Genomic DNA, 19,235 nt, shown 5'->3' on the forward strand with positions numbered 1-19,235 from the left:
GCTCCTTCACACGCGGGCGTTGACGGGCTTGGGCAGGTGCGTCCCCCGGTAGTCCGCGCGCTCGATGTCGGCACCCTCGGTGAACGCCTCGTCGAAGGACACGTCCCAGACGTACGCGGACCAGAAGTCCGCTCCGCGGAAGGCCGTTCGCCGGCAGGTGGACTCGCGCAGGTCGGAGTGGCGGAGGTCGGTGCGCCGCAGGTCGGCCTCGGTGAGGTCCGCGCCGAAGAGGCTGGCACGGCGCAGCGTCGCTCCCGAGAGGTCCGCGGAGCGCAGGCCGGCGCGGGCCAGGTCGGCGCTCTCCAGCCGGCTGCCCGAGAGGTCGGCGCCGGAGAGGTCCGCGCCGGTCAGCCGGGCCCCCGTCAGGTCCGCGCCCCGCAGGTCCGCGCCGCGCAGGTCGGTTCCGGCGCCGTGGCCGCGGAGCAGGAGCCAGCCGTCGACGAGCGCCAGCGTGCGCAGGCCGGTCTCCTCCTTGACGACGAGGGCCAGGGTCCGCATGCCCAGGCCGGCCGCGGCGACCTCGGCCGCGGTCCGCGCCAGGGGCACTCCGGCGGCGGGCAGAGGGGAGGCGAGGACCGGGTCGGTGCCGGCGGGCCCCCGCAGCCGGCCGTCCAGCGGCAGCAGGCCGCAGCCGCCGGGGCCGGCCGTGTCGTCGCCGACCTCGGCCAGCACCACATCCAGCAGGCTATGCACGGGTTCTGCTCCTCTCGTCACCCGTCCGTGGGGCCCGGGCGGGTTCGCCTTCCATGAAGAAGAAGTTCTGGGTGAGCCGGCCTTCCCCGGGGGCGTCGCCGAACAGTTCGGTGATGCCGTGGAAGAGGCGGCCCCCTCGGAAGACGACGCACCGGTTGTAGGCCAGCTCCACCTCGTGGAGGATTTCCCACCGGTCCTCCGAGGCGGTGTCCCGCAGCACGTACCGCTCGTCGAACTCCTCCCTGCTCCGGCAGCTGAAGCGGGCCAGCTCACCGTCCGCCGGGACCCGGTCCAGGCCGGTGGGTAGGTGGCGGTAGAACCCCAGTCCTCCCCGGGCGTGTTCGGCTGGCGAGAGGTAGACCACGGCCGTCCAGTCGACGAAGTCGAGGTGCACGCGGGTCTGCCCGGAGTCGGACCGGGTCGCGATCCGGAACTTGCCGAACACCAGCTGCCGGGGGTCGTGGAAGACGGGGGCGCCGACGATCTCCGCCAGGCGCCGGGCGTGCCCGTCGGAGGCGTAGGCCTTGACGCTCTCCCGGCCGGGGAAGTTCGCCGCCTCGCCGAAGCCGCGGTACTCGGCCGCGAGGGCCAGCTCCCTGACGCGGTCCGGGTCCTGGTAGAAGCCGTCGACGACCAGGACGTCGCCGCCGAGCGCGCGCTCGACGCGGGGGGCGGTCACCGCGCCGCCGCTTCCGCCGGGGCCGGTATCCGGCGCACCGCGCCGGGGACGGAACGGACCTCGTTGAAGAAGAAGTTGTGGGTGATCCGCGCGTTGGCCGGACGGTCCCCCAGCCCGCCGAGCGGCGCGTGGTAGAGCTCGCAGCCGCGGAAGAGCACCAGCCGGTTGTAGACCGGGGCGACCCAGTCCGTCAGCTCCCACTTGCCGAGGTCGGCCATGTCGCGCCGGGCGACGCCCTCCTCGAAGGCGTCGGCGTCGGCGAACCCGAGCGACCTCGCCACCCGGTCGCTGGGGGGCCGGCTGAACCCTGTCTCCCGGTGCCGGAAGAACCCGGTGCCCGCGGCGGCGGGCGCGCCGGGGGTGAGGTAGACCATGCCGGCCCAGTCGACCGCGGTGTCGGCGTGTACCTTGGTGGCCCGCCCGGTCTCCTCGGTGATCACCCGGAAGCCGCCCCAGGTGAGCCGGTCCCCGTCCACGTGGACCGCCGACCCCACGATCCGCTCGATCGCCCGCTGGAGCGCGTCCGTGCTGAGTGCCTTGTTGCTCTGCCAGCCCGGGTAGTTGTACCGGCTCGCGCTCTTGAAGTCGGAGCGGAGCGCGGCGGCCCGCACGCTGTCCGGGTCGGCGTAGAAGTCGTCGACGACGATCAGTCTGCTGCGCATCACGAGGCCCTCTCTTCGTCGAAGAAGAAGCGCTGGGTCAGACGTCCGTCGGCCGGGCTGGTGCCGAAGCCCGAACTCGCCCGGTGGAAGCGGGTGCCGCCGCGCAGCAGGACCAGGCGGTTGTAGACCATGCTGACGCGTGACATCTCCTCCCATGCCTCCGGCCGCACCTTGTCCGGGAAATAGACGTCCTTCATCCAGTGCTCGCGGTCGTCGTAGCCGAGCTCCACGGCCTTCGCGTCGTCCGGCGGGCCCAGGAGGCCGCTGTCGCGGTGCCGGAAGAAGGACAGGCCGCCGTCGCACCGGCCGGGCGGGACCAGGTAGACGATGCCCGCCCAGTCGGTGTCGTCGTAGTGGGTGGTCAGCGGGACGTTCGCGGACTCCCCGGTGAAGGCGAACACGCCGAAACCCATCACCGCCGGTTCGTACCGCACGCGGATGCCGAGGATCTCGCCGAAGGCTTCGGCGACCCCGCGCCCGGCGAAGGAGTTGTAGGTCTCGGCGTCGTAGGTACGGCCCTCGTCGGTCTTCTGCGGTGACCAGTCCCCCCTTTCCAGGGCCAGGGCGCGCACCCGGTCCGGGTCCGCGTAGAAGTCATCGACCACCTGCAGTGTCTTGTCGATCGGACTCTCCTCTCTTCCCTGTGACGATGCGGCCGTCCCCGAGGCGGAGCCGGAGGAATCCGGCCAGCAGCAGATACGCCGCGCCGCTTGCCAGGTAGGGGACCCGCAGGGCGTCCCGCAACCCGAGTGGTCCGGCGGCGGCCTCGACGAGGAGTCCGCCCAGGAGCATGCCGACGGCGCTCATTCCGAACGTCACCGTGCGGAAGGTGGCGTTGACCCGGCCGAGCTTGGCGTCGGGCACCGCCAGCTGCCGTACGGTCAGCGTGGTGACGCTCCAGAGCGCCACGCCGGCGGAGGCGAGTGTGTACAGCCCGACGACGACCGGCACGGTCGGTATCAGACCGACGCCGAGGAAGCACAGCGCCATCGCCCACAGCGCCGCCGTCAGCGAACGCTCGACGCCCCAGCGGTCCAGCAGCCGGCGCGCGTACTGGCTGCCGGCGACGCCGCCGAGGGCCGCGCACGAGAGCAGCAGCGCGTAGCCGAGGGCGTCGAGGCGGAGGGTCTCGCGGACGAAGAGCACCTGGCCCGCGAGCATGGTCGCGTAGAAGCTGTTGAGGACCACGGCACTGGCCGCCAGGACGCGCAGGAGCGGGTCCCGCCACACCAGGTGCAGGCCGGCGCCCAGCTCCGCCCGGACCGAGCCGTTCCCGGCGGGCGCGGGCGGCGGCGGGTCGTTCACGCGGCGCCGCATCAGCAGGAGCGCCCCGGCGGAGGCACCGTTGAGCAGGGCGTTGCCCAGGAACGGGACGGCCAGCCCCGATTTGAGGAGCAGGCCGCCGAGCGGCCGGCCCACGAAGTCGTTCGAGAGGATCTGGCTGGCCCGGACGTGGCCGTTGGCCCGTGCCAGGCCCTGCCCGGGGACGAGCAGCGGAACCGCGGTGTCGGCGGCGACGCCGTAGGCCACCTCGGTGGTTCCGAAGAACAGGGCGAAGAGCGCCAGCACGGCCACCGGTACGTCGGTGGCCAGGAGCAGCACCCCCAGCACCAGCATGGCGGCGGCCCGCGCGGCGCCGGTGACGGCCATCAGCCCGACCCTGGGCAGCCGGTCCACGAGGGCGCCCATGGGGAGCGCGAACAGCAGCCACGGCAGGCGCTCCGCCATCGCGACCAGCGCGATGGAGAAGGCGTTGTCGGTGACCGTGGCCGCCGCCCAGGTCAGCGCGATGAGCGTCATGCCGTCCGCGAGGCTGCCCGCCGTCAGACAGGACCAGAAGAGCCAGAACCGTGACGGCAGTGACGACTTCCGGGGAGGAGCCGGTGCGCTCATGAGGCGGCCGTCACGGCACTCGTCCGCTTCAGCAGGCGGTTCGTCCAGGGCCACTCGGGCACCAGCGGGTTGGCGGCCATGGCGAGGGCCTGGGGGAGAGCGGTCCTGGTCAGCCACTCCGGATGCTCCACGGCCAGCGACTCCGCCTCCTCGGCGATCCAGTCGCCGTACCACCCGAGCGAGGTGTCCCCGCCGAACGTGAGCGCGGCCGCGACGGTGGGCAGCAGGGCCGCGGCGGGGTGTCCGCGCCGGGCGAGCTCCAGGGTCGTCGGGACCGCCACCTCCCGGCGCAGGTAGAACTCCCGGGTCCCCACGACGGAGGCGTCGGCACCGGCGGCCTCGGCGTGGGCCCGGACCTCGGAGAGCATCTCCGGCCAGCGCCGGGCCATTTCGGCGTCCAGCTGCTCCGGGGTGCGGGGCACCGCCCCGCCGGCGTCGCCGCCCTCGGGCGGGTCCGCGGCCACGCGGAAGTCCGCCGCGCGGGCCAGCCGCAGCCGTTGCAGCGCCAGCACGGCCTCGTCCGTAGGGGAGAGCCGGGCGCCGCGGCCCGCCTCAGCGCCGCGGACCGTTCCGGCGGGGACGTCTTCCCGGGTGTCCCGGAGGACGACCGTCATGTTGCGGCGGCAGGAGAGGTAGGCGGCGTGCGGCCAGAGGGGGGCCAGCAGGCCGGCGAGCACGTGCTGGGGGGACGGCGGGGCGAGGGGCCGCAGGTGTTCGGGCAGTCCCCAGGCGTTCAGCAGCGCCGTGCCGCCCGGCGCGACGGCGCCGCGCACCCGGCGCCAGAAGGGCTCGGTGAGGAGGAAGTCCGGGTACGACTCGCCGGCGTAGACGTCGATCACGACGAGGTCGTAGCGCTCGCTGCCGTCGAGGAAGGCGGACGCGTCGGCCACCACGGTGCGGAAGTCCGTCCCGGGGAAGTGCTGCCGGAAGAGCGCGCGCGTCACCGTCACCATGTCCGGGTCGAGGTCCACGGCGGTGACGCGGCTCCCGGGTGACGCCGCGAGCAGGGGACGCAGCGATCCGCCGTACCCCAGGCCCAGCACACAGACCGTGTCCGCCGGGCCGGCCAGCGGGCCGACCGCGAAGTCGTCGGGCTGGTTCCCCACGAAGACCCGGTCGCCGGCGAGCAGGGTGGCCGAGGTGCTCAGCAGCAGGGGGGACGCGCTGTACATTCCACTCCTAGCAGGCGGTCACGGTGCCACGGTCGGGGACCGCCGGCGCGCGAGGCGAGCTCGCACCAGCGGTCCCCGAGCGACTAGCGGACGCGGGCAGGTCAGGACAGTGCCAGCACGTCGTCGACCTCGGCCTGCTCGTCCTCGCTCAGCGGGACGAAGGTCGCGAACATCGGCATGTTGTTGTTCGAACAGCGGGAGTACACCGCGTGGTCGAACTCCTCGAACAGGGGCTCGTCGTTCTGCGCGTGCTCGGCCATGTGCTCTCCTATCGGAAAAGGGAACTCGCATCGCTCGCTTGCGCCGGCGCCGGACCGCCCAACTGCCTCTGTGTACAAGGCAGTTCGGCGTTCCATGGACGGTTGGCCGAATCATGCCCAAGACGCGGACGATCGGCAAGAGGCCGCCGCGGCAGGGCAGGGCCGGGCGCATGGGGCCTTTCTCCTGATATCGGGCACCCGGGAATCGGGGCGTGTGATTCCAGATGCGGCAGTGCCGGGTGGGAAGGAGGAGCGGCGGCAGGCGGTACCCGCTCCGGTGGCCCGGCGGCCGGATCCGGCCACCCGCGCGATCGCCGGCGTGCCGCACATCCGGACCCGTCACTCCGGGCGCCGCGCCCGGGAGGTACCGGTGCCGTGCCCCGCTCACGGCCGCGGGGCCCGGCTCCGGGCAGGGCCGGCCGGCCCGCTCATCAGGGCCATTGGTCCCGCCGGATCACCCCCGGCCCGGACGTACATTAGGCATGCCTAACCTCAGGCCAGGTGAGGCCAGGGCCGGGCCGTGTTCCGCCCCTGTCGGACGGCTCCCGGCCGGGAAGAAGGGTCGAACCGTGACCTTGTACGAATGGCGGACCTCCGAGCCCGTCCGGCTGCGCCGGATCGCGGCCGACCGCGAGCTGCGGCTGCGCCTGCTCGAACTGGGCTTCGTCCCCGGGACCGAGCTGCGCGTACTCGCCCGCGGCCTCGCGGGCGGGCTCGTGGTCGCGCACGGTGACACCCGGACCGCGCTCGACAACCGCACGGCCGCGGCACTCGTCGTCCACGGAGCGCCGGAATGAAGCCCTGCTGTGAGGCCCACGGCGCGGCCGCGGCCACCGGCGCGACGGTGGCCCGCGACGACGCGCCCCTCCGCGTGGTCCTCGTCGGCAACCCGAACACGGGGAAGTCCACCCTGTTCAACGCCCTCACCGGCGCCCGCCAGAAGGTCGGCAACTGGCCGGGCAAGACGGTCGAGGTCGCCTCCGGCACCTGGCGGCCGGCGACCCGGGGAAGCGGGGGAGCCGGGGGAGCCGGGGTACACGTCATGTCGGTCACCGACCTCCCCGGCACGTACAGCCTCGTCCCCGCCTCACCGGACGAGGAGCTGACCCAGGACCTTCTCGTCTCCGCGGACCCGGCCGAGCGGCCCGATGTGGTGGTGGCGGTTCTCGACGCGGCCAATCTGGCCCGGAACCTCTACCTCTGCGCCCAGCTCAAGGACACCGGTGTGCCGCTCGTCGTGGCGCTCACCATGACCGACATCGCCGGGCAGCGGGGTCTGCGGATCGACGACGCCGCCCTCGCGGCCGGGATCGGTGCCCCGGTGGTGCCGGTGTCCGCCCGGGAGGGGCGCGGCCTGCCGGAACTCGCGGCCGCGGTCGAACGGGCTCACCGGCGCGGGGAGGTGCCGGCTCCGGCCTCCCTCGGCGAGCCCGTCGAGTCGGCCGTACGGGACCTGCTCCGGGCCCTGGCGCGGCAGGCTCCCGGCGAACGCCGCCCCGCGCGCTGGATCGCGCTGCGGCTGCTCAGCGGTGCGCGGGTGCCCGGCGTTCCGGAAGAGGTGCCGGCACTGGCGGCGCGGCTGGGGGAGCGGCTGGAGGCCGGGGCCCGGCCCGTGGCGGACGGCCGCACCGGAGAGGAGGGCACCGGCCAGGAGAGAGCCGGGGAGGACGGCACCCGCGGCGGCGCGGGCACGCGGGACGAGACGTACGACGAGGACTGGGACGTGCAGACCCTCCTCGCCGAGGGCCGCTACGCATGGGTGCACCGGGTGATGGCGGCCGCCGTGCACCGCGGCGGAGACGCCGGCACCGCCCGCGCCACCCGCAGCGACCGCGTCGACCGGGTGCTCACCTCCCGCCTCTTCGGCCTGCCCCTCTTCCTGGCCTCGATGTGGGCCGTCTTCCAGGCCACCACCACCCTCGCCGCCCCGCTGCAGACCGGGCTCTCCGACTTCTTCGCCGGGCCCGTCGCCACCTTCGCGGCACGGCTCACCGGGGACCCGGACGGCAGCCCGCTCGCGGGGCTCGTCGTCCACGGGATCGTTCCGGGCGTCGGGCAACTGCTGTCCTTCGCACCGCTGATCGTCATCATGTTCGTCCTCCTCGGCCTGCTGGAGGACTCCGGGTACATGGCGCGCGCCGCGTTCCTCGTCGACCGCCTGATGCGGATGATCGGCCTGCCCGGCAAGGCGTTTCTGCCGATCATCGTCGGCTTCGGCTGCAACGTCCCCGCGCTCTCGGCCGCCCGCATCCTCGGCGACCGGCGGCAGCGGCTGCTGCTCGGCATGGTGCTGCCCCTCGTCACCTGCAGCGCGCGGCTGACGGTCTACATCCTGATCGCCGGCGTCTTCTTCGGCAGCAGCGCCGGGACGGTGGTGTTCTTCCTGTACGTGCTGTCGGTGCTGCTGGTGGTCGGCGCCGGACTGCTGCTGCGTCCGCTGCTGTTCAGGGGGGCGCGCGCCGACGCCCTCGTCCTCGAACTGCCGCCCTACCGCCTGCCCCTGCCGCGGGTCGTCGCGACCCAGGCCTGGCAGAAGCTCGCCGCCTTCCTGAAGACCGCGGGAGGCGTCATCGTCGCCACGGTCGCCGCCGTGTGGCTGCTCTCCTCCATCCCGCTGGGCGCCGCCCAGGACGGAGCGGGCGCGGACGGGGGCTTCGGCCGGGTCGCCGTCGAGGACAGCGCCTTCGGCGGGGTCTCGCGGGCGGTCGCCCCGGTGTTCGCCCCGGCGGGCTTCGGCGACTGGCACGCCTCCGCGGCCCTGATCCCCGGCTTCGTCGCCAAGGAGGCCGTGGTCTCGACGATGGCGCAGACCTACGGCACGGAGGAGCCGGCCGACGGCCGGAAACCCGGAACGCTCGGCGAGGAGCTGCGGCGCACCTTCGACCACTCCTCCGGCGGCCACGGCGCCGCGGCCGCCCTGGCCTTCATGGTCTTCCTGCTGGCCTACACACCGTGCGTGGCGACGGTCGCCGCGCAGAGTTCGGTGATCGGCCGCCGTCTGACGCTCTGGAGCATGGTGACGATGATGGCGATGGCATGGCTGCTGGCGGTGGCCGTGTTCCAGGTGGGAAGGCTCATCACATGAGCCCGCTGCGCCGGGTGCTCACGGCGGTGACGGAGGGCCGCGCCCGCACCCTGGACGACGTGGCCCGGGAGGCCGGGGTGTCCCGGGACGAGGCGTCGGCGATGCTCGACTACTGGGTGTCCCGGGGACGGCTGACCCGCGAGGAGATCACCCCCGGCTGCCCGCCCCGGGGCTGCGGCAGCTGCCCGATGGCGTCCGGCTGCACCACGGGAACCCCCGGCAGCGCCCCGGCCCTCATCACCATCGGCGTCCGCCCGCGGCGCTCCTGACACCGGGCCCGCCCGGAGCCGCCGCCCCTCCGGGCGAGAGGGACGCTGCGGTGGATCCCGATCGTGGAGGATCGCGGCATGGACGAACGAGTCGAACGAGTCGACGAACAGGACCGGGTCATCGGTGTGGTGGGGAGGAGGGACGCGATCCGCAACCGGTGGCTCTACCGCATGTCGATGGTGTTGTGCCGGGACCCGGAGGGCCGCTACCTGGTGCACCGGCGCCCCGAGAACAGCTCCCGCTTCCCCGGGGAGTACAGCTGGCTGATAGCCGGGGCGGTGGGCGTGGGGGAGCCGTACGAGGACGCGGCCGCTCGGGAGCTGCACGAGGAGCTGGGGGTCCGCGCGCCGGTGCGGCCGGTGTTCCGGTTCCTGTGCGACGGGCAGTTGTCCCCGTACTGGTTCGCGGTGCACGAGGCGGTCGTCGAACCGGAGCGGATCGCCCCCGATCCGGCGGAGATCGCCGGTCACACGTGGTTGTCCGGGGCAGCCCTGAACCGTGCGCTGGAGGAGTGGCCCTTCGTCTCCGACAGCCTCGACGCGGCGGCCCGCTACCGCGAGCTGGTGCCGGGGGCGTTCGTCTGAGCGCGGGAGAGCCGGCCGGGTGGCGGGGATCGCCCAGTGCTCCCCCTCACCCGGCCGTGCCTGCGAGGAAGCGCTGCTGTCATCCCTCGTCCGTACCGGAAGGGTTGACCGGGGCGGTGGGCTGTTGGTTGAGTGGCTCATCCACTGAGCCAATTCGGCTCGGGTCAACGCTCCGGGAGGGATGCCGTGGAGGCGCTGCCCCGCCAGACCATCGTCGACGTACTGGAGGACCGGCTGCGCGAGGACATCCTCGCCGGCCGTCATCCGGTGGGCGACTACCTGCCGCCCGAGCGCGAACTGGCGCACGGCTACGGCGTCACCCGCACCACCCTCAAGCACGCCTTCGGCCGGCTGGCCCAGGCCGGACTCCTGGAGACCCGGCACGGCGTGGGCACCCGCGTCCGCGACTACGCCCGCCTGGGCGGCGCGGACCTGCTGCCGATGCTCGTGCGGCACAGCTCCGGCTGGATCGGCGAGATCTTCGAAGTACGGCGCGCCGTCGGCGCGCTGATCGCCGAACGCGCCGCCGTCCGGGCCACCGAGGCCCAGAGAGACGGGCTCCGTGCCCTGCTGGCGGCGGTGGCCGCGGCCGAAGGCGCGGACGCCGTGCAGCTCGCCGACGTCGAAGTGCACCGGGCCCTGGCCAGGGCGACCGGCAACCGCGTCTACGTCCTCCTCACCAACACCCTCTTCCAGGCCTATCTGCCCATCCGCTCCGCGCTGGCCGCGCCCTTCGGGGACCCGGCGGCCGCGCACGACCGGCTGGCCCCGGTCGTCGAAGCGGTCGTGGCCGGCGACGGCGGGGCCGCCCACGCGGCGGCCGGTGAGTACCTCGCCGCCACCGAACGGATCATGCTGGCGGGAGAGGACTCATGAGCCCGCGGGAGACGCGTTTCAGCGAGACGATGCTCGGCACCGTCCGCCTCGACGGCCGCGAGCCGCCACGGCGCATACGCCTCGACCTGCACGCCCGGGCCGACGGCGTGCTGCGCCCCTGGGCCACCACCCGCGCCGGGCTCACCGGCCGCGTCCGGATCACCGGCCTGGCCGACGACCCGCAGGCCACGGGCGAGTTGGAGATCTCCCCGCTCGCCCGGCGGCGCATCCGCTACCGCCTCCCGTTCACCGCCGGGGACCGCCGGCTGCTCCTGGACGGCTGGAAGTCGGTGACGCCCGCCCACCCCCTCACCTCGATGACCCGGCTGCCGTTCACGCTGTACGAGGACGGGGCGCGCGTGGGCGAGGGCACCCTGCGCTTTCCCCTGGCCTCCGGACTCCTGCCGTTCCTGGCGAGCTTCCGCTTCCCGCGCCCGGCGGACCGGCGGAACACGCAGACCCCGGGCGGCCCACAGACCCCGGGCGGCCCACAGACCCCGGAGGGCCCCGGGGCGGATAGCCCCGAAGCGGACGGCCGCCACCTCGCCCCCCGGTGGGACGGCACCCCCGGGCGAACGGAGGTCTGGTACACCACCCTCACCGACCCGGCGACCGGCACCGGGATCTGGCTCCACCACGAACTGACCGCCCCCACCGACGGCTCCCGTCCCCACGCGCACGGCTGGGCGGCGGCCTTCCCCCAGGACGGGCCCGTCCGGCACGCCCGCTTCGGGCCCGTACCGTGGCCCGGGCGGTCACCCGCCGGCGAGACCACCGGCGCGCCGGCCGGCGGGTCCGTCCGCGAGCCGGAAGCGGAGAGCACCTACGGAGCCGGGAACGGGCCCGCCCCGGACGAAGGCTTCACCGCCGGCGGCGTCCTGGCCGTCCCCGGCCGGCTGGCGGGCCGGGCCGGCGGCTTCTCCTGGGACCTCGCCGAACGGGCCGAGGAACCACCGCTGTTCACCTTCCCCCGCTGGTCCTGGCGCCGCCCTTTTCTCCCCGCGGCCCAGATGCTGCCCGCCGCACGGGCCTCGTACGACGGCGTCTTCTCCTACGAGGGCCGCACCCTCGCCCTGCGCGCCGCCCCCGGCGCCTCCGCGCGCATCTACGGGCACGGCAACGCCCGCCGCTGGGCCTGGCTCCACGCGGACCTCGGGAAGGACGGCGTGCTGGAGATCGTCGCCGCCGTCTCGACCCGCCCGGGGCTGCGCCGCCTGCCCCCGCTGGTCTTCCTGCGCCTCCGGCACGGCGGCCGCACCTGGCCCCGGCGGGCCGAGCGCTCCGCGGCGGGCTGGGCGGGCCCCGGCCGGTTCCGCGCCCGGATCGGCCTGCCCACCTGGACGGTGACGGGCCGCGCCGGGCTCCGCCGCATCCGCGTCCAGGTCACCCAGCCGCCCGGGCGCACTCTCGCGCTGGAGTACCGGGACCCGGACGGCAGCCTCTCCGTCTGCCGCAACAGCGAGACCGCCGACGCCCGCATCCTCCTGGAACGCTGGTGGGGCCACTGGCGCCCGGAAAAGGAGTGGACGCTGGCGGGCACCGCGCACGCGGAGGTGGGCAGCCGGTGAGCCTGCACGCGCTCGCCGCCGCCCTCCTCGCCGACGACGGCACCGAACCCTGGACGGCGGGCGTGGGGGAGCGGCTCGAAGCCGCCGTCGCGGCCATGCCCGCCCACGCCCGGCTCGGACTGCGGGCCGCCGCCGCGGCCGCCGACGGCTACGCCCTGGCCCGCACCGGGCGGCGGCTCGGCGCCCTCACCGCCGGGGAGCGCGAGACGGTGCTCGCCCCGCTGGCCGCCCGCCCCGGGCTCACGGCCCTGCTCGACGTGGTGAAAATGCCCGTCATCCTGGCCGGGGGCACCGAACGGATGCTCCACCACGGGCCCGGACCCGCGGGCGCCGCCCCGGCCCCGCCGCCGGACCCCCCGCTGGACTGCACCCCCGCCGCCCACTGGCCGGCCCGCACCACCGCCGACGCCGTCGTGATCGGTTCCGGAGCCGGGGGCGCCATGGCCGCGCGGACCCTGGCACGGGCGGGGATGTCCGTCGTGGTCCTGGAGGAGGGCGAGCACCACACCACCGGCTGGTTCGCCGCCCGCCCGCCGCTGGAACGGTTCACGCGGCTGTACCGCGACGGCGGCTCCTCCTTCGCCGTGGGCGTTCCCCCGGTGCTGCTGCCGCAGGGCCGCGCGGTGGGCGGGACCACGGTGGTCAACGCGGGCACGTGCTACCGCACCCCGGACCACGTGCTGCGCCGCTGGAGCGACGGCCTCGGGTTCCGTCTCGCCGAGGGCTTCGGCCCCTTCCTGGACGAGGCCGAGCGCAGCCTGCGGGTCGCCCGCCAGCCCCTGGACGTCCTGGGAGGCAACGGCCGGCTGGCGCTCACCGGGGCGGAGCGGCTCGGCTGGCGGGCGGCACCGCTGCGCCGCAACGCGCCCGGCTGCCGGGGCTCCCGCGCGTGCGTGGCGGGCTGCCCGAGCGGTGCCAAACAGAGCGTGCAGCTGTCCGTGCTGCCCGGGGCCTGCGCCGCGGGGGCCCGGATCGTCACCGGAGCCCGGGTGTCGCGGATCCTGGTGGACCCCGACACCCCCGGCGGTCCGCGCGCGGCGGGCGTACGTCTGCGGCGGCGCGGCGGCGGGGAGGCGGAGATCCTGGCACCGCTGGTGGTGGTCGCCGCCGGAGCCGTCCAGACACCGCTGCTGCTGCGGCGCTCGGGCCTGGGCGGGCATCCGCGGCTCGGCCGGAACCTCAGTGTGCACCCGGCGACGAGCGTGGCGGGACGGTTCGCGGAGGACGTCACCGCCGGGCCCGGCGTCCTGCAGAGCGTGGGTGTGGAGGAACTGCACGGGGACGGCATCCTCATCGAGGCGACCGCCGCGCCGCCGGGCATGGGGAGCTTCGTCCTGCCGGGCGCGGGACGGGAGTTGCGGCGCGAGCTGGAGGAGAGCGGCCATCTGGCGACGCTGGGCGCCATGATCGGTGACCGCCCGTCGGGACGGGTGCTGGGCCGTGAACGGGCCCTGGTCCGCTACGACCTGGACCGCCGCGACGGGGACCGGCTGATGCGTGCCGTACGGGCGATGGGCGCGGTGCTGTTCGCGGCCGGCGCCGAGGAGGTGCTGACGGGCCTTCCGGCCGCCCCCCGGGCCCGTTCCCTCGACGGGCTCGACGCGGCGCTGGCCCGCGGCGGTCCGCGGGCGCTCCACCTGTCGGCGTTCCACCCGAGCGGTACGGCCGCTGCCGGGAGCGACCCGCAGCGCTCCCCGGCGGATCACGAGGGCCGGTTGCGAGGGGTGCGGGGTGTGCTGGTCGCGGACGCGTCGGTCCTGCCGAGCTGCCCCGAGGTGAACCCGCAGCTGAGCATCATGGCGGCCGCGCTGGCCGTCACCCGGGCCTGCGTGGAGCGCGGGGGCGCGGGCGGGGCGCCGGCCGACGGCTGAGCGGCCGGACTCCGCGTGCCCGGCCGCTTCCGGGACGGCCGGGCACGGCGGGATGAGCGTTCGCCGCCTCCGCTCCGTATGGACGGGGGCGACACCCCGGCGGCGTGGTTCCGGATCGGTTCCGGTCCGGTCCGGCTCTCCGCTCCGGCCGCGGGCGTCGCACCGGGAGGCCCCGGCCACGGACGCACACGTCCGGCCGCGGGCAGGCTCCCGTCTCCTGTCAGTGAAGGACCGAGAGGTGAACATGTCGCGAGCAAGGGGCAGGAACCGAAAGTACCGGGTGATGGTCCTCGGGCTGGCGGGGGCCGCGGTGGTGGCCGGGGGAGTGGCCGTGACCGGGGCGTTCGCCGGGCAGGAGGGCACCGCGCCGGACGGGCAGGCCGCCGCCCAGGTCATCAGCTGCCCGTCGACGGACGGCCGGCTGCCGGAGATCCCCGCACAGGCCCGCGCCGAGGTCGACCGCGAACTGGCCGGCCTGGAACAGCAGATCGCGGAGGCGAACAGCCGGCTGGCCCGCTCGCAGGGCGAGGGCGGCCCCGACTTCGTGCAGAACGCCATCCTGGGTCCCCTGGAGGACAAGCGCACCGCGGCGCTGAACCGCATCGAGACGGCCGTGGGCCGGGTGGCCGAGAAGCCCGAAGGGCTGGAGGCCCTGGCCCCCTGCGGCCTGTCGGCCGGGGCCGGTGAGCAGGGTGGCGACGGCGGCGACCAGGAGGCGCCGCCCGGCGGTGAGGAGAACGGCGCCGGGGCCCCGGAGGAAGGGGCCTCCGGGGCGGGCGCGGCGAGCGTCGACTGCCCGGACGTGCGCTCCCAGCTTCCCGACGCCATACCGGCTGGAGCGCAGTCCCAGATCGCACGCGAACTGGCGGGCCTGGAGCAGCAGATCGCGGAGGCGAACGAACGGCTGATCCGCTCGCAGGGCGAGGGCGGCCCCGACTTCGTGCGGAACGCCATCCTGGGCCCGCTGGAGGACAAGCGCGGCGCCGTGCTCGACCGCATCGGACAGGCCATCGACCGCGAGGGCGGCGAGCGGCCCCAGGGGCTGGAGGCCCTCGGCACCTGTGGGCTCAACGAGGCGCCATAACAAGGGAGTTCACGGTTCCGGCGGGCGGTCTGGGCAGAGCCGGTCCCGGCCCGCTACGAGACCGGCAGGGGCCGGGCCCCGGCCGCAGGAGCGCCGTCGGGGCCCGGCCCCGGCACGGACGCCGACGGCCGCCCCGGCCCCGCGCCCCGGCCGCCGCCGGCCGGTCCCGGCGGTGGCACCGGAGCACGTCATCCCCCGGTGGGAGGGCCGGCCCCGGCACCGTCCTTTCGTACCCCCGCAACGGCGCCCGGAGATCGTTGTCCGGGCGGACGCCGTGCGCCGCCGCCCCGCATAGCGTTCCCGGCATGAGGAAACCACTGGCAATTCTGATGGCCGTGACCGCGGTGCTGGGCGTCACGGGACAGGCGGCCGCGGCACCGGAGACGGCGGGCCGGGGCACTGCCGAGGCGGGTCACCGCCCCGGCACCGCGACACTCCAGCGCGACGCGGACGCACTGCTCCGCCTCGGCGCTCCCGGCGTGCTGGCCGCTCTCAGCACCCCGCGGGGCACCGTGAAGGTGCGCAGCGGCTTCGGCGACACCGAAGCCGGGACGCCGGTGCCCTGGAAAGCGAGATTCCGCGTCGGCAGTTTCACCAAGACCTTCGTGGCCGCGACCGTGCTGCAACTCGTCGGCGAGGGCAAGCTCTCCCTGGACGACACCGTCGACCACTGGCTGCCCGGTCTCGTCTCCGGCCGGGGCAACGACGGACGCGCGATCACCGTGCGGATGCTGCTGCGGCACACGAGCGGTTTGCACGACTACGTGCGTGAACTGCCGTACCTGTTCCTGGAGAAGGAGTACGGGCCCAACCGGTTCAGGACGGTTCGGCCGGAGCAGGCCGTCCGGCTGGCGATGCGCCACGCCCCGGTCTTCCCGCCGGACACCGACTGGGGCTACTCCAACACCAACTACGCGCTGGCCGGCATGATCGTGGAGCGGGCCACCGGGCACAGCTGGCAGGACGAGGTCCGCACCCGCATCATCGAACCGCTCGGGCTGCGCCACACCTACGCCCCGGACACCTTCCCGCTCATCCCCGGTCCGCACGCCGTCGGCTACCAGCGGTTCGCCGAGAAGGGACTGGAGGCCGACCCGGCCGACCCCCGGTGGAGCGAGCCCGTCGACGTGACCGTCGGCAACCCGTCGTGGGGCGGCGCCGCCGGGGAGATGATCAGCACCACCGAGGACGGGAACCGCTTCCTGCGGGCCCTCCTGGGCGGAAAGGTGCTGCGGCCGGCCGAACTGGACGAGATGAAGAAGACGGTACCCGCCGGGGGCCTCGACGGCGCGTGGCCGGGCGTCCGCTACGGCCTCGGCCTGATGTGGGCCCCGACCTCGTGCGGCGGCGCCTGGTTCCACGGGGGCGACATCCCGGGCTTCAAGACGCGCAACGGCGTCACCGGGGACGGCACCCGGAGCGTCATGGTCTCGGTCAACACCCAGACCATGGTGCCGCAGCCGGGCGTGCCCGCACCGGCCGGGGACGAGGCGGCCGACCTGATCGACCACGCGCTCTGCGGCACTGGGTGACGGCGCTGCCGGGTGCCGCTGTCACGGTGGTCCCCGGCTCTCCGCCCCGTACTCGGGCCGGGCCCGCTCAGGAACCCTCCCGGGGAGAGACGAGACCGGTGTCGTAGGCCAGGATGACCGCCTGGACGCGGCTGCGGAGGGCGAACTTGTCGAAGATCTTCCCGATGTGCGTCTTGACCGTCGTCTCGCTGAGGGAGAGCCGCTGCGCGATCTCGGCGTTGGACAGCCCCTGCGCGAGGGCCCGCAGGACGTCCACCTGCCGCGCCGTCAGCACCTGCAGGCCCTGCGGCGGCGAGGGCTCGTCGCCGGGCAGCCGCGCGAAGCGGTCCAGGAGCCTGCGGGTCACCCGGGGCGACAGCACCGCCTCGCCGGCGGCCACCGTCCTGATGGCCTCCACGAGCGAGTCCGCGGGGCCGTCCTTCACCAGGAAACCGCTCGCACCCGCCCGCAGCGCGTCGACCACATGGGCGTCGAGGTCGAAGGTGGTCAGTACGAGCACGCGGCTGCGGGCGCCGGAGCCGGTGATGAGCCGGGTCGCCCCGACACCGTCCAGGCGGGGCATCCGGATGTCCATGAGGACGACGTCGGGCCGCAGCCTCGCGGTCTCCTCGACGGCGGCGGCACCGTCCGCGGCCTCGCCGGCCACCACGATGTCCGGCTCGGCCTCCAGGATGAGCCGGAAACCGGTGCGGATCATGGGCTGGTCGTCGACCAGCAGGACACGGACCGGGGACGTCACGGGCTGCCTCCCGGCGCGATGGCGGACGCGGGACCGGCCGGGGTGCCCGGCACGGGGCCCGGCTCCGGACCGGGCACGGGGATCGTCGCATGGACGCAGAACCCCCGGCCCGGCCGCGGCCCGGTGTGCAGGGTCCCCTGAACGGCCGCGATGCGCTCGGCCATACCGGTGAGACCGTGCCCGGCGCCCTCCGCCGCGGGCGCGGCGAGCGGTGGTCCGCCGCCCGGCCGCCCGCCGTCGTCGCAGACGTGGAGCCGCAGCAGGCGGGGAGCCTCCTGCCAGTCGACGGCGAGCCGGCAGCGGGCCCGGCCGGCGTGCTTGAGGGTGTTCGTCAGCGCCTCCTGGACGACGCGGTAGGCCGTCAGCTCCGAGCCCGCCGGCAGCGGCGCGGGGGTGCCGGTGCGGCTGAAGTCGACCCGCAGCCCGGCCGCACGCACCGCTTCCACCAGGGCGGGGATGGCCTCGGTGGAGGGCTGGGGCGGTTCGCGGGTGGGGTCCCGCTCCGCTTCGTCGTCCGTCCGCAGGACCTCCAGCAGCCGCCGCAGCTCCGTCACCGTCGCCCGGCCGGTCTCCTCCACGGTCCGGAGCAGGTCCCGCGTCGTGCCGGGATCGCGCTCCCGCACCCGGCCGGCGGCGATCGTCTGGACGACCATCAGGCTGACGTTGTGGGCGACGATGTCGTGCAACTCGCGGGCGATGCGGGTGCGTTCGCGGGCGAGCGCCGCCCGGGCGTTGGCCGCCTGCTCGCGTTCGACCGCCGCGGCCCGCAGCAGCGCCTCCCGCGCCGCCAGACGGCGCGCCATGAACAGCCGGCCCAGCGCCCAGGCCCCCGTCAGCAGCACGATGACGGTCACGGCGGTCGGCAGCCGGTAGGCGGGCATGAACAGGGCTTCGGCCGCGGCCACCGCCGGGATCAGGGCGAAACCCGCCCACGCGGCGGTACGGGGGCCGGACCTGAGCGCGGTGAGGAACACCCCGGTCGCCAGCGCCAGATGCACGAACCCGACGGACGGGCCGCCCCAGGGCCCGACCAGCGGCCGGGCGTAGTCCATCCCCCGCAGGGCGAGCACGGCCGCGGCGAGGGTGAGCAGGACCGGCAGGGGCCGGCGGTGGTGCGCCGCCAGCGGCAGGGTGGAGAGCAGGATCAGCAGGATTCCGGCGAGCCCGGGTTCCTTCACGTACTCGGCCGGGGCGTCCTCGCGGGCGGCGAGTCCTCCGGCGGCGAACACCACGGCCAGCACGGTGTCGAGGGCGGCGGGGGAGAGCTGGCGCCGTGCGAGCGCGTCGATGAACGCCATGGCCCGAACGTTAGCGCGCCCTTCGGCGGCCTGACGGGGCCTCAGGGCTGAGCCCGCGGGCCCGCCCTCCTCCGCGGGGTGCTCATCCGAAAGGAGGAAGGAGCCGGCAACGCGGCGGGGACGAGCCGGCGGCCCGGGCTCCGCCGGTGCCCGCGCGGCCGGGCGGGAGCGGAGGGCTGGAGCGGAGGGCCGGAGCGGATCCCGGATCGGGGAGAGCCGGTTGCCCGGGAGGGCGTTCCCTCGCGCACGGCGGCACGGTGTACGCCCCCGGCTTGCGGCCGTCCACGGCCGGGGCATGCCGCCGGCCGGGGCGGTGCCCGCCGTCCCGCGGGCACCGCCCCGGACGCCCGGCGTAGGTGCGCCGCGCCGGTCGTGGGACGGCCGGGTCCCCCGGCACGGCCACCCCGTTCAGCAGGCCGGCTGTTTGGGCGGAGCGGCGGGAAGGTCCGGGCGGCGACCGCCGGTATCGCGTGCGGGCACGCCGGAGAAGGGAGGGACGAGGAGAAAGGAAAACGCGGGCATTACCGCTGCCGCGGGCGGACTCCAGCCGTGCGAAAGGACCGGCGGAGCCTCCAGGATAGTCCGGGCCGGCCGAAGCCCGCCATGCGCCGGAGCATCGAAAATTTGCCCGGTTCCCGGCGGTGCGCGCCGCCGCGTTCCCGCATTTCCGCCGGAATGGGCGGTGAGGACCGCACCCGGGCGCACGGCGGGAGCCGGCCGTGTACGGGCCGCCGGGGGAGTACCGGGCGGTGAACGGCCGGAACGGCTGCGGGCCTTGGCGCGCCGGGGGAGGAGGGAATCCCCCCGGCGGGCCCGCGCGGGACGGCCGCCGCGGCACTCCCGGACTGCCGGGATCACCAGGAGAAGTTCACGGTTCACCGTCTTCCCGTTACGACGGCCGCCGCCGCGGCCCCGGCCGTCCCACCGAAAGACCGCCGCACCGGGTGCAATTGCCCCGGCCGGCCGGTC

The 19,235-nt window shown here is 75.2% G+C and carries 18 protein-coding genes; 9 read left to right on the forward strand and 9 right to left on the reverse strand.

Annotation, left to right across the window (positions count from 1 at the left end):
* Nucleotides 1-6 precede the first annotated feature (6 nt).
* The 7 genes from LIX60_RS30410 to LIX60_RS30440 form a co-directional block, all read right to left on the reverse strand.
* Nucleotides 7-693 carry a pentapeptide repeat-containing protein gene (locus tag LIX60_RS30410; protein WP_227962524.1) on the reverse strand — a complete coding sequence of 229 codons (687 nt, stop codon included), beginning with the start codon at nt 691-693 and terminating at the stop codon, nt 7-9.
* Entirely contained in the window at nt 686-1,372 is a 687-nt protein-coding gene (locus tag LIX60_RS30415; RefSeq protein WP_227962525.1) for a DUF6445 family protein, read from the reverse strand. The genes LIX60_RS30410 and LIX60_RS30415 overlap by 8 nt, the downstream gene beginning before the upstream one ends.
* The gene (locus LIX60_RS30420; protein ID WP_227962526.1) at nt 1,369-2,034 is read right to left on the reverse strand and encodes a DUF6445 family protein; all 666 of its coding nucleotides are present in this window, start codon (nt 2,032-2,034) and stop codon (nt 1,369-1,371) included. The genes LIX60_RS30415 and LIX60_RS30420 overlap by 4 nt, the downstream gene beginning before the upstream one ends.
* On the reverse strand, nt 2,034-2,639 hold the full coding sequence (locus tag LIX60_RS30425) for a DUF6445 family protein (RefSeq protein ID WP_227962527.1): 606 nt from the start codon (nt 2,637-2,639) through the stop codon (nt 2,034-2,036). The genes LIX60_RS30420 and LIX60_RS30425 overlap by 1 nt, the downstream gene beginning before the upstream one ends.
* Nucleotides 2,629-3,927, reverse strand: coding sequence for an MFS transporter (locus LIX60_RS30430; RefSeq protein WP_227962528.1), 1,299 nt, complete (start codon nt 3,925-3,927; stop codon nt 2,629-2,631). The genes LIX60_RS30425 and LIX60_RS30430 overlap by 11 nt, the downstream gene beginning before the upstream one ends.
* Nucleotides 3,924-5,099 carry a spermidine synthase gene (locus LIX60_RS30435; protein ID WP_227962529.1) on the reverse strand — a complete coding sequence of 392 codons (1,176 nt, stop codon included), beginning with the start codon at nt 5,097-5,099 and terminating at the stop codon, nt 3,924-3,926. The genes LIX60_RS30430 and LIX60_RS30435 overlap by 4 nt, the downstream gene beginning before the upstream one ends.
* 101 nt (nt 5,100-5,200) lie before the next feature.
* Nucleotides 5,201-5,359 (reverse strand): hypothetical protein, encoded by a 159-nt coding sequence (locus tag LIX60_RS30440; RefSeq protein ID WP_019707897.1) that lies wholly within the window; start codon nt 5,357-5,359, stop codon nt 5,201-5,203.
* Between the two features lie 569 nt (nt 5,360-5,928).
* Here LIX60_RS30440 and LIX60_RS30445 point away from each other — a divergent pair.
* The 9 genes from LIX60_RS30445 (at nt 5,929) to LIX60_RS30485 (ending at nt 16,229) form a co-directional block, all read left to right on the forward strand.
* On the forward strand, nt 5,929-6,156 hold the full coding sequence (locus tag LIX60_RS30445) for a FeoA family protein (RefSeq protein WP_050363872.1): 228 nt from the start codon (nt 5,929-5,931) through the stop codon (nt 6,154-6,156).
* Nucleotides 6,153-8,444: a ferrous iron transport protein B gene (gene feoB, locus LIX60_RS30450; protein WP_227962530.1), complete on the forward strand. Its 2,292-nt coding sequence runs from the start codon at nt 6,153-6,155 to the stop codon at nt 8,442-8,444. The genes LIX60_RS30445 and feoB overlap by 4 nt, the downstream gene beginning before the upstream one ends.
* The gene (locus tag LIX60_RS30455) at nt 8,441-8,713 is read left to right on the forward strand and encodes a FeoC-like transcriptional regulator (protein ID WP_227962531.1); all 273 of its coding nucleotides are present in this window, start codon (nt 8,441-8,443) and stop codon (nt 8,711-8,713) included. Before feoB ends, LIX60_RS30455 begins: the two co-directional genes overlap by 4 nt.
* A gap of 78 nt (nt 8,714-8,791) precedes the next feature.
* A complete protein-coding gene (locus tag LIX60_RS30460; protein ID WP_227962532.1) occupies nt 8,792-9,298 on the forward strand; it encodes an NUDIX hydrolase in 507 nt (168 codons plus the stop codon).
* A 186-nt stretch (nt 9,299-9,484) separates the two neighbouring features.
* Nucleotides 9,485-10,174, forward strand: coding sequence for a FadR/GntR family transcriptional regulator (locus LIX60_RS30465; RefSeq protein WP_227962533.1), 690 nt, complete (start codon nt 9,485-9,487; stop codon nt 10,172-10,174).
* A complete protein-coding gene (locus LIX60_RS30470; RefSeq protein WP_227962534.1) occupies nt 10,171-11,742 on the forward strand; it encodes a hypothetical protein in 1,572 nt (523 codons plus the stop codon). The genes LIX60_RS30465 and LIX60_RS30470 overlap by 4 nt, the downstream gene beginning before the upstream one ends.
* Nucleotides 11,739-13,613: a GMC family oxidoreductase gene (locus tag LIX60_RS30475; RefSeq protein WP_227962535.1), complete on the forward strand. Its 1,875-nt coding sequence runs from the start codon at nt 11,739-11,741 to the stop codon at nt 13,611-13,613. Before LIX60_RS30470 ends, LIX60_RS30475 begins: the two co-directional genes overlap by 4 nt.
* Nucleotides 13,614-13,857: 244 nt before the next feature.
* Nucleotides 13,858-14,697, forward strand: coding sequence for a hypothetical protein (locus tag LIX60_RS30480; protein ID WP_227962536.1), 840 nt, complete (start codon nt 13,858-13,860; stop codon nt 14,695-14,697).
* Nucleotides 14,698-15,002: 305 nt separating this feature from the next.
* Entirely contained in the window at nt 15,003-16,229 is a 1,227-nt protein-coding gene (locus LIX60_RS30485; RefSeq protein ID WP_227962537.1) for a serine hydrolase, read from the forward strand.
* Nucleotides 16,230-16,296: 67 nt separating this feature from the next.
* Here the strand turns inward: LIX60_RS30485 and LIX60_RS30490 are convergent, their stop codons facing one another.
* Both LIX60_RS30490 and LIX60_RS30495 read right to left on the reverse strand, forming a co-directional pair.
* Complete coding sequence (locus LIX60_RS30490; RefSeq protein WP_227962538.1) at nt 16,297-16,968, reverse strand: response regulator transcription factor; 672 nt, start codon at nt 16,966-16,968, stop codon at nt 16,297-16,299.
* Complete coding sequence (locus LIX60_RS30495) at nt 16,965-18,266, reverse strand: sensor histidine kinase (RefSeq protein WP_227962539.1); 1,302 nt, start codon at nt 18,264-18,266, stop codon at nt 16,965-16,967. The genes LIX60_RS30490 and LIX60_RS30495 overlap by 4 nt, the downstream gene beginning before the upstream one ends.
* Between the last annotated feature and the right edge of the window lie 969 nt (nt 18,267-19,235).

Origin of the sequence: Streptomyces sp. S07_1.15 (assembly GCF_020739505.1) — a bacterium.
Classification (GTDB): domain Bacteria; phylum Actinomycetota; class Actinomycetes; order Streptomycetales; family Streptomycetaceae; genus Streptomyces; species Streptomyces xinghaiensis.